This is a genomic window from Massilia sp. NP310, assembly GCF_019443485.1.
In the GTDB taxonomy this organism is placed as follows: domain Bacteria; phylum Pseudomonadota; class Gammaproteobacteria; order Burkholderiales; family Burkholderiaceae_D; genus Telluria; species Telluria timonae.
In genome coordinates this window covers 5102622-5115703 of the sequence record NZ_CP080379.1, presented here as the reverse complement: position 1 = coordinate 5115703, position 13082 = coordinate 5102622, and the positions used below count along the sequence as shown (strand labels likewise).

At 65.6% G+C, this 13082-nt stretch carries 12 protein-coding genes; 3 read left to right on the top strand and 9 right to left on the bottom strand.

All coding sequences use genetic code 11. The annotated features are described in order from the left end of the window. Positions 1-59: 59 nt before the first annotated feature. From KY496_RS22550 to KY496_RS22540, 3 genes are all read right to left on the bottom strand, one after another. Entirely contained in the window at positions 60-518 is a 459-nt protein-coding gene (locus tag KY496_RS22550) for a DUF494 family protein (RefSeq protein ID WP_005667881.1), read from the bottom strand. Positions 519-731: 213 nt separating this feature from the next. Continuing rightward, complete coding sequence (gene dprA, locus KY496_RS22545) at positions 732-1877, bottom strand: DNA-processing protein DprA (RefSeq protein ID WP_219862529.1); 1146 nt, start codon at positions 1875-1877, stop codon at positions 732-734. A gap of 7 nt (positions 1878-1884) precedes the next feature. Then, positions 1885-3003: a LysM peptidoglycan-binding domain-containing protein gene (locus tag KY496_RS22540; protein ID WP_005667877.1), complete on the bottom strand. Its 1119-nt coding sequence runs from the start codon at positions 3001-3003 to the stop codon at positions 1885-1887. Between the two features lie 307 nt (positions 3004-3310). Here KY496_RS22540 and def point away from each other — a divergent pair, with 307 nt between their 5' ends. Further along, positions 3311-3850, top strand: coding sequence for a peptide deformylase (gene def, locus KY496_RS22535; protein ID WP_005667874.1), 540 nt, complete (start codon positions 3311-3313; stop codon positions 3848-3850). Between the two features lie 13 nt (positions 3851-3863). Continuing rightward, the gene (gene fmt, locus KY496_RS22530; protein ID WP_219862527.1) at positions 3864-4811 is read left to right on the top strand and encodes a methionyl-tRNA formyltransferase; all 948 of its coding nucleotides are present in this window, start codon (positions 3864-3866) and stop codon (positions 4809-4811) included. Between the two features lie 124 nt (positions 4812-4935). Here the strand turns inward: fmt and KY496_RS22525 are convergent, their stop codons facing one another. Next, the gene (locus tag KY496_RS22525; RefSeq protein ID WP_005667870.1) at positions 4936-5127 is read right to left on the bottom strand and encodes a BrnA antitoxin family protein; all 192 of its coding nucleotides are present in this window, start codon (positions 5125-5127) and stop codon (positions 4936-4938) included. Between the two features lie 273 nt (positions 5128-5400). On the opposite strand from KY496_RS22525, the gene metH reads away from it, so the two are divergent. Then, positions 5401-9168, top strand: a complete 3768-nt coding sequence (gene metH, locus KY496_RS22520) for a methionine synthase (protein WP_219862526.1) — start codon at positions 5401-5403, stop codon at positions 9166-9168. A gap of 57 nt (positions 9169-9225) precedes the next feature. Here metH and KY496_RS22515 read toward each other — a convergent pair whose 3' ends face one another. From KY496_RS22515 to KY496_RS22495, 5 genes are all read right to left on the bottom strand, one after another. Next, positions 9226-10503: an EAL and HDOD domain-containing protein gene (locus tag KY496_RS22515; protein ID WP_219862524.1), complete on the bottom strand. Its 1278-nt coding sequence runs from the start codon at positions 10501-10503 to the stop codon at positions 9226-9228. A gap of 129 nt (positions 10504-10632) precedes the next feature. Next, entirely contained in the window at positions 10633-11397 is a 765-nt protein-coding gene (locus KY496_RS22510; protein WP_005667864.1) for a class II glutamine amidotransferase, read from the bottom strand. Between the two features lie 108 nt (positions 11398-11505). After that, a complete protein-coding gene (locus KY496_RS22505; RefSeq protein ID WP_005667861.1) occupies positions 11506-11763 on the bottom strand; it encodes a DUF3567 domain-containing protein in 258 nt (85 codons plus the stop codon). Positions 11764-11880: 117 nt separating this feature from the next. Further along, complete coding sequence (locus KY496_RS22500) at positions 11881-12294, bottom strand: GTPase (protein ID WP_219862523.1); 414 nt, start codon at positions 12292-12294, stop codon at positions 11881-11883. After that, positions 12291-13046, bottom strand: coding sequence for a response regulator (locus KY496_RS22495; RefSeq protein WP_005667858.1), 756 nt, complete (start codon positions 13044-13046; stop codon positions 12291-12293). Before KY496_RS22495 ends, KY496_RS22500 begins: the two co-directional genes overlap by 4 nt. Positions 13047-13082: the final 36 nt, after the last annotated feature.

Sequence of the window (13082 nt, the reverse complement as noted above, 5' to 3'; positions counted from 1 at the left end):
CCAGAAATGCAAAACGGGGCACTAGCCCCGTCGAATGTCTTACAAAAGCGACGCCGCGGTCAGTGCAGCAGACGCGGTTCCTGCTCGTCGTCGTCGCTGAACAAGTCGTCGAACATCAGCGCGTCCGGTTCCTTGCCCTGGCTCCAGAGCACCATCAACACGATGATCTTGAGCTTGCTCAAGGCGATGGGGGACTCGTCGCAGGCCAGTGCGCGCTCGATGACGATTTCGCGCTGGATGGGGCCGAGCACCTTGGCGCTTTCGAGGAAGGCGATGAAGCCGATCGCGGCGCTGCCCAGCTCGATATATTCTTCGTCCACGTAGTAGCGCATGCCGGTGGAGGCATCGATCGTGTCGGGCAGCGGCGCATCGGTCAGCCCGGTCAGCCAGTCCAGCGCTTCCGAGATTTCGATGTCGTCGAAGCCGACAGCGGACAGTTTGCGAGCCAGGGCTGCCGGCTCGGGGCAGGCGTCGGGACGGTAGTACGTCTCGTAGAGATAGACCAGGATGTCGAACATAGTGACGCTACTGTAGCAGCTAAACTTCGTGCGGCACAAGTAGAGCGCGCCTGTCGCGCTGCCTCGTGGAAAAAACGTTGTATGCAAGCCTTGTTCGATCAGCCAGCTTACCAAAAACGATTAAAAACAAGAACATACAATTCGCAAACTTCGTGAGATGAAGCACAAGCAATCTATTAAATGTGCATCCACGCGGCCTGATTCGAAGTAGGCCTAAGGCCAGATGCGTTGCACCCTTCCGCCCGGCAACTGCACCACCAGACCGGCCAGTTCCAGGCCCAGCAGTCGCCCGCCGAGCTCGCCAGCATCGGCCCCCAGCCGCGCCAGCAAATCGTCGAGCGCCACCGGTTCGTGGCCCAGCGCGAGCAACAGCTCGGCGTCTTCTTCCGCCGTTTCGTCCGGCCCGGCGTCGCGCTTCTGGCGACATGCTTGCCCGATGGCCGCCAGCGGTGACACCCGCATCGCCAGCAACACCTCGTCCACCGTCTCGACCAGTTGCGCGCCGTCGCGGATCAGGCGGTGGCATCCCTTGGCCAGCGCGGAATGGATCGAGCCGGGCAAGGCGAACACCTCCCTGCCCTGCTCGGCCGCCATCTGGGCCGTGATCAGCGAGCCCGACTGGGCCGCCGCCTCGATCACCAGCACGCCGGCCGCCAGGCCGCTGATCACACGGTTGCGGCGCGGGAAATTGGCGGCCAGCGGCGGCGTGCCCAGCGCGTATTCGCTGAGCAGGCAGCCGTGTTCGGCGATGCGGTGGGCGAGCATCCGGTTGCGCGCCGGGTAGACGCGGTCGAGTCCGGTGCCGACCACGGCGATGGTGGCGCCTAGCCCGCGCAGCGCGCCTTCATGGGCGGCGGTGTCGATGCCCAGCGCCAGCCCCGACACCACGCACAGGCCGGCGCCGGACAGGGCCGCGGCAAAGGATTCGGCGTCGAGCTTGCCCTGCACGCTGGCGTTGCGGCTGCCGACCACGGCGACCAGGGGCCGCGCCAGCAGCTCGATGCGGCCGGCGGCGTACAGCAGCAGCGGCGGATCGGGGCTCTCGGCCAGCGCCGGCGGGTACAGGGGATCGTGGAAGGTGATCAGGTGGTGGCCGGGTTGCTCCAGCCAGGCCAGGGTGGCCGCGACCAGGGCCGTCAAGGCGGGCGTGACCGGCGCGCTCACCGCTTGCGCCTGGCCCGCCGACACATGGGCCGCCAGCGCCGTTGCCCCGGCCCTGAAGATGGCGCCGGGCGAGCCGAAGGCGGACAACAGCGCATGCGCGCTGCGGCACCCCACCCCATGCGCCTGTTCCAGGCGCAGCCAATCGGCGATCAGGGTGGCGCGCTCGGCAATGGGATGGGGTTCCGTGTCTTGCACGGCGGGGTTACTCCGGTGATCTGGCGACGTCGCCCACCTGCACCGGCGCCGTCACCTGCATGACCAAGCCGTACGAGACGTTCTTGAACACGCGGAAGATGAACAGGCTGCCGTATTGCTCGTCGGGCAGTTTCAACTGCTGCCGGCCCAGGCCCAGGAAACCCCGGCTTTGCGGATCGGCCACAGTCTTCCCGAGATGATAGAGCTGCAGCACGGCGCCGACATCGAGCCCGTCAACCGTGCCCCGGTTGACAGTGACGACCTGGCTCTGTCCGGCGTAGGTCACGCCCGAATAGATCGACATGACGCGGCCGTCGACGGGTTGCAGCGGCGCGTGCGGCACGTAGTTGCGCACCGGCGTCGGCGGCGCCGGCAGCAGCAGGTCGCCCACGCCCATCTCCTGCACGGTATCGACCACCTGGAAGGTGTGCACGTCGACGCCGGGCGCGGCCGGCTTGAGCAGCTTGACGGTGCCCAGGAAGGCGGCTTCGTGCGCCACCACCAGGCCGGTCTGCGGGTCCGTCAGCGCCGCGCCGGGGCGGAACACCTGGAACACGCTCTCGTGCTTGACGTCGCCGTGCACGTAGACGCGGTCGCCTTCTCCCAGGTAGACGCGGCCTTCCTGCGAGGCGGCGATGCGCGGCGCGCCCGCCAGCTCGTCGGCCTCGACCACCAGCGGCTGGGTCAGATAGGGTTCGATGGCGCCGGCGGGAATCGCCGGCACGGCGTCGCGCGCCAGGCCTTCGCTGCGCACCTGCGGCGACAGGCGGGTCAGCGGAGGCGCATCGCGGTCGTCGCCGCCATCGAGGCTAGTGCCGGGCTGTTGCAGGCTCAGGCGGCCACGCGCGCGGTCGAACCAGATGGTCTGGCCCGGATAGATCCAGTGCGGGTTGCGGATTTCGTCACGGTTCATGCCCCAGACCTGGGGCCAGCACCATGGGTTGCGCAAGAAGGCGCCAGAAATATCCCATAGGGTATCGCCCTTGACCACGACGTGCTTGTCGGGTGCGTCCGGGCGGAAGCTGCAGGCGGCAGCGGGCACTGGGGTCTGGGCCGAGGCGCCGGCGGCGCATGCGAGCAACGCCGCAGCAGCAGCACGGGCCACGACTGTGCTAAAATTTTTCATTGAAGACGTCCGTTTAATGCGGCGTAAGATTAAATGATGCCGCCAGATTGCAGCTGCATCCAATGCAGGTCATGATGCTGAACAGGCCGCTCCGTCATCCGGCCCGGCCGCAGCGAGAGACAGCACGACGTACCGCTCCCCGCTCACGGAAGGGTTGCTGTATAGAATCAAATTCTGCACACAAATCCCTGAACTAGCAAGCAAACCGAGGTCTGCGCGCCAGGGCGTGTGGCGGGTTTGCGTCCTGTCTTGCCTGCCAGCCAAGTACCCGTTCAACCTAGACAACTCCACCGACATCCGATCCGATATGGCACTTCTCGACATCCTCCGCTACCCCGACCCGCGCCTGCACAAGGTCGCCAAGCCGGTCACCGAATTCGGCACCGAGCGCCTGCGCAAGCTGGTGGCCGACATGGCGGAAACCATGTACGACGCGCCTGGCGTCGGCCTGGCCGCCACCCAGGTGGACGTGCACGAACGCGTGGTTACCATCGACGTGACCGAAGCGCAAGAAAAGCTGATGGTCTTCATCAACCCCGAGATCACCTGGGCCAGCGAAGAAAAGCAGGTCTACGACGAAGGCTGCCTGTCGGTGCCCGGCATCTACGACGGCGTCGAGCGCCCGGCCCGGGTCAAGGTGCGCGCATTCGACGTCGACGGCAAGCCGTTCGAGGTCGAGGCCGACGGCCTGCTGGCCGTGTGCATCCAGCACGAGATGGACCACCTGATGGGCAAGGTTTTCGTCGAATACCTGTCGCCGCTCAAGCGCAACCGCATCAAGGCCAAGCTGCAGAAGGAAGAACGCGGCATGCAGCGCGACGCCGCCCAGCGCGCCGCCCGCCGTTGATTGCGGCGGTGACATGAAAGTCGTTTTCGCCGGCACCCCCGAATTTGCCGCCGTCGCCCTGCGTGCCCTGCACGAGGCCGGCTTCGAGATCCCGCTGGTCCTGACCCAGCCCGACCGCCCCGCCGGGCGCGGCATGCAACTGCAGGCATCCAGCGTCAAGCAGTACGCGCTGGCGCACGGCATGCCGGTGGCGCAGCCGCTGTCGCTGCGCATGGACGCCAAGGATCCGGAGCGCGCCGCCCAGGCCCGCGCCGCGCACGAGCAATTGCAGTCGATCGACTACGACGTGATGGTGGTCGCGGCCTATGGCTTGATCCTGCCGCGCAGCACGCTCGACATCCGTCCCTGCATCAATATCCACGGTTCGCTGCTGCCGCGCTGGCGCGGCGCCGCGCCGATTCACCGCGCGATCGAATCGGGCGACCTGGAAACCGGCGTGACCATCATGGAGATGGAAGAAGGCCTGGATACCGGGCCGATGCTGACCATGGAGCGCCTGCCGATCGACCCGCTTGATACCACCGGCAGCCTGCACGACAAGCTGGCCGCGCTGGGCGGACGCATGATCGTCGACGCGCTGCGCAAGATGCAAGCCGGCGAGCTGACCGCCGTGCCGCAGCCGGACGAAGGCGTGACCTACGCCGCCAAGATCGGCAAGGAAGAAGCGAAGCTCGATTTCAGCCTGCCGGCCGCGGTATTGGCGCGCAAGGTGCGCGCCTTCAACCCCTTCCCCGGCGCGAACGGGGTGGTCGATGGCGTGGCGGTGAAGTTCTGGTCGGCCGAAGCGGTTGAAGGCAGCGGCGCACCGGGCGCGGTGTTGCAGGCCGACGCCGGCGGCATCGTGGTCGCTTGCGGAGAAGGTGCGCTGCGCCTGAACGAGCTGCAGAAGCCTGGCGGCAAGCGCCTGAAGGCGGCGGAATTCCTGAAAGGGTTTTCGCTGGCGGGGTTGACGTTCAATTGAAGCGCTCGCGGCGCTCCTGAAGTCGATTTCATAACACGTCGTCCCCGCGGGCGGAGATGACGTGCAAAACGGTTGCGGCGATCAACCGATAACGATCACCGCGTCGGCGGCAAAGCCGCCACCCCTACGCCTGCGACGTACGCTGGGCGTCCATGTGTTCACGCAGAACCTGGTTGATGCGGGTCTGGTAGCCGGGACCTGCGGCCTTGAACCATTCAAGCATATCCACATCCAGGCGGATCGTGACGATCTGTTTCACACCATTGCTGGCGACTTGTGGCTTCGACGACATTGCTGGCTCCGGGTTGCGGTCCATAGGCTGATCCCAATCCGGTTGGTATTCTTTGTTCATGCGGTTATCCCATCTATACGTTCGCCACTCGTGGAGGCGGACCTTGATTGTCGTCTCGCCATGTATCGTAAAGATTGCAGCCACCCCAACAAATGTAACGCTATGTAACGCATGCGGCGTTGAATACATAACGATACATACACACCCCCACTGCCGGGCCTATCGCGCCGCTTGACGTATAATCGTAGACCGCCCTTTCTCAACCGGCCTGTCAAGCCGCACCTTCGGAAAAACACGATGAACGCCCGTACCAATCCCGTCTCCCCGATCGAAACCCAGCTGCGCGAGATCCTCGCGCGCCGCATCATGATCCTGGATGGCGCGATGGGCACCATCATCCAGCAGTACAAGCTCGATGAAGCGGCCTACCGCGGTGAGCGTTTCGCGAACTTCGCGGCGCCCGAGGGAGCAGGCCAGCGCGAGCTGTTCGTGAAAGGGAATAACGAGCTGCTCACGCTCACCCAGCCGCAGGTGATCCAGGAAATCCACGAGCGCTATCTCGCCGCCGGCGCCGACCTGCTCGAGACCAATACCTTCGGCGCCACCGGCGTGGCGCAGGAGGATTACCACATGGCGCACCTGGCCTACGAGATGAACGTCGAAGCGGCCAGGCTCGCGCGCGCCGCCTGCGACAAATATTCAACCCCTGACAAGCCGCGCTTCGTCGCCGGCGCCCTGGGGCCGACCCCGAAGACCGCCTCGATCTCGCCCGACGTCAACGACCCGGCGGCGCGCAACATCACCTTCGACCAGCTGGTCGCGTCCTACCACGAACAGGTCCGCGGCCTGGTCGATGGCGGCGCCGACCTGCTGCTGGTCGAGACCATCTTCGACACCCTGAACTGCAAGGCGGCGCTGTTCGCGATCGACCAGTATTTCGACGAGCATCCCGAGACGCCGCGCCTGCCCCTGATGATCTCGGGCACCGTGACCGACGCCTCGGGCCGCATCCTGTCGGGCCAGACCGTGCCGGCCTTCTGGAATTCGGTGCGCCATGCCAAGCCGCTGACGATCGGCCTGAATTGCGCGCTCGGCGCGGCGCTGATGCGCCCCTATGCGCAGGAGCTGTCGCAAATCGCCGACACCTTCGTGTGCATCTACCCGAACGCCGGCCTGCCCAACCCGATGAGCGACACCGGCTTCGACGAGCTGCCGGCTGACACCTCCGCCCTGCTGCGCGAATTCGCCGACGCCGGCTTCATCAACATCGCCGGCGGCTGCTGCGGCACCACGCCCGAGCACATCGCGGCGATCGCGAAGATCCTGGAAACCCAGGCTCCACGCCAGGTGCCGGAAGTGCCGGTCGCGATGCGCCTGTCGGGCCTGGAGCCTTTCACCATCGACGAATCGTCGCTGTTCGTGAACGTCGGCGAGCGCACCAACGTCACCGGGTCGAAGGCCTTCGCCCGCATGATCCTGAACGAGCAGTTCGACGAGGCGCTGTCGGTGGCGCGCCAGCAGGTCGAGAACGGCGCCCAGGTCATCGACATCAATATGGACGAGGCGATGCTCGATTCGCAGGCGGCCATGACGCGCTTCCTGAACCTGATCGCGTCGGAACCCGACATCTCGCGCGTGCCGGTGATGATCGACTCGTCCAAGTGGTCGGTGATCGAGGCGGGCCTGAAGTGCGTGCAGGGCAAGGCCATCGTCAACTCGATCTCGATGAAGGAAGGCCTGGAGGAATTCATCCGCCAGGCGCGCCTGTGCCGCCGCTACGGCGCCGCCGTGATCGTGATGGCGTTCGACGAGCAGGGCCAGGCCGACACCTTCGCGCGCAAGATCGAGATCTGCGAACGCGCCTACAAGGTGCTGACCGAACAGGTGGGCTTCCCGCCCGAAGACATCATCTTCGACCCGAACATCTTCGCCATCGCCACCGGCATCGAAGAGCACGACAACTACGCCAACGACTTCATCGAAGCCTGCGCCTGGATCCGCGACAACCTGCCGCACGCGAAGATCTCGGGCGGCGTGTCGAACGTCTCGTTCAGCTTCCGCGGCAACGACCCGGCGCGCGAAGCGATCCACACCGTGTTCCTGTACCACGCGATCAAGGCCGGCCTGACCATGGGCATCGTCAACGCCGGCATGGTCGGCGTCTACGACGACCTCGATCCCGAGCTGCGCGAACGCGTGGAAGACGTGGTGCTCAACCGCCGCAAGGACGCCACCGAACGCATGATCGAATTCGCCGGCACGCTCAAGGCCGGCGGCGCCAAACAGGAACAGAACCTCGAGTGGCGCAACGCGCCGGTCGAGAAGCGCCTGGCGCATGCGCTGGTGCACGGCATCACGCAATGGATCGTCGAAGACACCGAAGAGATGCGCCAGCAGGTCGCAGCAGCCAACGGCCGTCCGATCCACGTGATCGAAGGTCCGCTGATGGACGGCATGAACATCGTCGGCGACCTGTTCGGCCAGGGAAAGATGTTCCTGCCGCAGGTGGTCAAGTCGGCGCGCGTGATGAAGCAGGCCGTGGCGCACCTGGTGCCGTTCATCGAAGAAGAGAAGGCGGCGGAAGAAGCGCGCACCGGCATCGTCGCCAAGCCGAAGGGCAAGATGGTGATCGCCACCGTCAAGGGCGACGTGCACGACATCGGCAAGAACATCGTCTCGGTGGTCCTGCAGTGCAATAACTTCGAGATCGTGAACATGGGCGTGATGGTCCCCTGCGCCGACATCCTGGCCAAGGCCAAGGAAGAAAACGCCGACATGGTCGGCCTGTCGGGCCTGATCACGCCGTCGCTCGAAGAGATGGCGCATGTGGCGCGCGAGATGCAGCGCGACCCGTGGTTCCGCGAGCGCCAGGTGCCGCTGCTGATCGGCGGCGCCACCACCAGCCGCGCCCACACCGCGGTCAAGATCGCGCCGCACTACGACGGCCCGGTGGTCTACGTGCCGGACGCGTCGCGCTCGGTCTCGGTCGGCCAGGCGCTGGTGACCGACGACACCCGCGACGCCTACATCATCGAACTGGCCCAGGACTACGAGCGCATCCGCATCCAGCACGCCGGCAAGAAGGCGCTGCCGATGCTGCCTCTCGAGCAGGCGCGCGCCAACAAGGCCAAGCTCTCGTTCGCGCCGGTCAAGCCGAAGTTCATCGGGCGCCGCGTGTTCAAGAACGTCGACCTGGGCCTGATCGCGCGCTACATCGACTGGGGCCCGTTCTTCCAGACCTGGGACCTGGCCGGCCCCTTCCCCGCCATCCTCACCGACGAGGTGGTGGGCGAGGCCGCCACCAGGGTGTATGCCGAAGGCCAGGCCATGCTCAAGAAGATCATCGAAGGCCGCTGGCTCACCGCCAACGGCGCGATCGCCCTGCTGCCGGCCAACACGGTGAACGACGACGACATCGAGGTATATACCGACGAATCGCGCGAGCAGGTGGCCTTTACGTATTACGGCCTGCGCCAGCAGGGCGTCAGGCCGGTCGTCGACGGCGTGCAGCGCCCCAACCAGTGCCTGGCCGACTTCATCGCGCCGAAAGAGAGCGGCATCCCGGATTACATCGGCATGTTCGCCGTGACCGCCGGCCTTGGCATCGAGAAGCACGAGCAGCGCTTCGAGGCGGCGCATGACGACTACTCGTCGATCATGCTCAAGTCGCTGGCCGACCGCCTGGCCGAAGCCTTCGCCGAATACATGCACGAGCGCGTGCGCACCGACCTGTGGGGCTACGTGGCGGACGAATCCCTGTCGAACGAGGCGCTGATCGCCGAGGAGTACCAGGGCATCCGCCCGGCGCCGGGCTATCCGGCCTGCCCCGAGCACACGGTCAAGGCCGACATGTTCCGCACGCTGCAGGCCGGGGAGATCGGCATGGAGCTGACCGAATCGTTCGCGATGTATCCGGGCGCGGCGGTGTCGGGCTTCTACTTCGCGCACCCGGCATCGAAGTACTTCGTGGTCGGGAAGATCGGCGACGACCAGGTCGAGGACATGGCGCGGCGGCGCGGGATGGACAAGGCCGAGGTGGAGCGCCACCTAGCGCCGAACCTGTAAAACACAACGCCGCGAGATCCGCGGCGTTTTTTTCGTGACGCGCCGAGTGTGCGGCGCTCAGATCGCGTAGCGCACCACCTTGTCGCTCCACTCGAACGCCGACACCTCGAGTTCGGCCAGGTCGTCGCCGTCCATCGACAGGCTCTTGAGGCCCGCCAGCAGGTCGTCGCCCTCGTCGTCCATGCGCTCGATCGATTCGGCCAGCTTCAACAGCTCGCCGAAGAAGCCGCTGCGCTGCAGAAGCGCGGCGCGCACTTCGTCGATCACGGGGATCTGCTCCACGATGTCCATCATCGGGATGCAGAACAGCGTGTCCATCAGGGACATCATGCCGACCGTGAAGGCGACGTCGGCGACGTTCTTCTGGCCCGGACGCAGGCGCTGGGCCAGCAGCTCCATCAGGCGCGCGCGCGTGGTGGCCAGCAGCAGGAGCGGGCTCTGGCTGTGGCCGCGCACGTCCGGCTCGGCATACAGCAGGATCTGCAGCCAGCGCTGCAGCTGGCGCCGGCCCAGCAGGGTCAGGGCCTGGCTGATCGATTCGATGCGTCGCCCCGCCCCCACCGCCGGCGTGTTCACCAGGCGCAGCAGGTTCAGGCCGATCGTCACCTCGCGCTTGACCACGCCTTCGATCTCGGCGTTGTCGGCGTCGGACGCCACCAGGTTCACCAGGTCGAGCACCGTCGTCTGCGACGGCGACAGCTTGCGGCTGGCCAGCACCGACGGCTTGGCGAAATAATAGCCCTGGAAGTAGTCGAAGCCGATGTCCAGGCAGGTGCGGTATTCGCTGTGGTTCTCGACTTTTTCGGCCACCAGGCGCTTGCCCGTGGTGCGCAGGCGCGGCGCCAGCGACAGCAGGGTCACGGCCGGCAGCGCGCGCAAATCCATCTTGACGAAGTCGATCACGGGCAGCAGGCGCGACAGCGCCGGGCCGTGGGCCGCCGCCTCGGCCGCGAAGCGAAAGCCATGCTTGCCCAGGGCCCGCATGCGTTCGATGACGGCGTCGTCCGGCTCGACCGAAGCGACGATCTCCAGCACCGTGCGCTCGCGCGGCAGGAAGGCGAACATATCGCTCATCAAGACGTCCTTGTCGACGTTGATGAAGGCGTTGGCGTCGCCGATCGCACGCGGCAGGCCGAGCTGGGATGCATGGTGGATGACGCTGGCGCTGGCCGACAGGCCCGAATCGAAATGGGCCGGGCCCTGGGCGCTGCCGCGAAACAGCAGTTCATAGCCGAACAGCGCCTGGTTGCGGTCCAGCACGGGCTGGCGCGCGAGGTAGAAATGGCGCATGCGTAGCGGCTGGGAGGCCTCGTCGAGGCTGGCGGTATCGGTCATCTCGTTCTCGTTCTCGCATCAATCGGACTACTTTACCGCATCCATCCCGGCGTGTGTCTTCTTGGCACTAATTTATTAGAAGAACGTTATTCGCGAAACATCGGTGTTGTCACAATCGATACACAGTGTTTACTGCGGCAATCCGTCGACGAACACCTTCAGCTCACCCGGCGCGAAATGGGTCCACTCCTCGTTCGTCGTGAGCGGCTCGGTGACGATGATCGCGACCCGGTCGTCGGGCGTGGTCACCTGCGAAAAGTCGACCGACAGGTCTTCGTCGGACAGGCAGGCCGTCACGAAGGGATACTTGCGCACCACGTAGCACAGCTTGGTCGAGCAATGGGTGAACAGCGCGGCGCCGTCGGACAGCATCATATTGAAGGTGCCGTGGGCGGCGATGCCGGGAATGATGCGCTCGAGCAGTGCGCGCAACTCCTCGCGGCCCGGCGCGGTGTCGCCGAATTCACGGCGCATGCTTTGCAGCAGGTAGCAGAAGGCCAGTTCGCTGTCGGTGGTGCCTACCGGACGAAAGGCGCCGTCGAGCACGGGCGCGAAATCCTTGAGGTCGCCGTTATGGGCGAACACCCAGTAGCGGCCCCACAGCTCGCGCACGAAGGGATGGCAGTTTTCCAGCGCCACGTGGCCGACGGTGGCCTTGCGGATGTGGGCGATGACGTTGGTCGACTTGATCGGATAACGCTTGATCAGTTCGGCGATCGGCGAGGCGATGGCGGCCTGGTGATCGACGAAGTGGCGCACGCCACTGCCCTCGAAGAAGGCGATTCCCCAGCCGTCGTGGTGGGTGTCGGTACGGCCGCCGCGGTGGGCGAAGCCGGTAAAAGAGAAGACAATGTCGGTAGGGACATTGCAGTTCATTCCGAGGAGCTGGCACATGGCCCGCAGCTTACCATGACCGATGAAAAAAGCGCCATCGCCCGCTGGTGGCAATGGCGCTCGGGGGCGTCAGCGCAGCGAAATGCTGTCCTGGCTCAATGCACGTGCTCAATGAAGAACCACGGGCTGGCTCATCAGGGTGTCATACGAGCCCAGGAAGTCGTCGATCTCTTCCATGGTGGGTTCGCTGGCAATCAGGTTGTTGACGTCGCGCCGGAACGATTGCGCGAGGCGGCCGCCAATGAAGGCCTCGCGACGGCCGGCCTTGTCGACGATCTCGAAGCCGCCAAATCGCAGCGCTTCGAGTTCACGGTCGACGCCGAACTCGACGACGCTGTACTGTTCGCTGTTATAGATCATGTTCATGATGACTCCTTCGATCAGAAATTAGTGCAACCCTGCCGCATGGCGGCGTACGGCAGGCTGTTCACTTCGCTTCAGAGGTGGGGCTGTCCGAACCGATTTCAAGACCGTCAAGTGCCTTCAGGCGTGGACGGTCGGGTTCAGTGCCAACAGCTGATCGTATGGCGGCGCTGCAAGCCACGATCGCAACTGATCAAGGTGTTCGCTGCTCGCCAGGCCGAGAAACAGGCGTCCCGGGCGTTGGCGCAGCAGTCGATTCAATGTTACACGCAAAACGAGATTGCCGTCGCAGCACAAACACCCGGGAGCGATGCGCACGACCTGCATGCCGGGGCCGGTCTCGAGCGGCGTGGCGGCCACGCCCAGGCCTTCGAGGATGACCGCGCTGAAGTCGCGCGACGTGGCTGCGCCGGCGCCAGGCGCGCCAGGATCGGAAACGGCAGCGGGAGGAACGGCCAGCAGCGCCGCGATCGCCTGTTCGCGGGCGGCGGCGCTGGGCCCTGTGACGAGGACGGTGGCCGCGCGGGCCATCATCCCCCTTTCTTGGCGAGCTTGCCCGGTTCGACGCCGAGCTGCTTGAGCTTGCGGTACAGGTGGGTGCGCTCGAGGCCGGTCTTCTCGGCCACGCGCGTCATGCTGCCGCCTTCGCGGCCCAGGTGGTGCTCGAAGTACATGCGCTCGAAGGCGTCGCGCGCCTCGCGCAGCGGCAGGTCGAACGACAGCGTATAGCCGGTGCCCTCGCCCTGCGACACCGCATGCACCATGCGCGTACCGTTGCCCATGCCGACGCCTGGGCCGGGCTGCACGCCGGGGGACGCGAACATCGGCGCGCTGGGGGCGGCGATGGCGGCGTCGCTCGCCACCGGCGGCGCGCTCGGCGCGATCGGGCGCGGCGGCGCCATCGGTGCGCGCGCCACCTCTTGCGCGCGGGTCAGGCCCTGCTGGACCGCCTTGAGCAGCTTTTGCAGGGCAATCGGCTTTTCGAGGAAATTCAGGGCGCCGATGCGGGTCGCCTCGACCGCCGTGTCGATGGTCGCATGGCCCGACATCATGATGACCGGCATGGTCAACATGCCGTCGCGCTGCCACTCCTTGAGCAGGGTCACGCCATCGGTATCCGGCATCCAGATGTCGAGCAGCACCAGGTCTGGCGTCGCGGCCGCACGCGCCTCGCGCGCCTGTTGCGCGTTCTCGGCCAGGGTGATGGCATGGCCTTCGTCGCCGAGAATCTCCGACAGGAGTTCCCGGATGCCCATTTCATCGTCAACTACGAGTATGTTCGCCATCGTTTCTACCTTCCTGATCTTCTACCCGTCACGTGT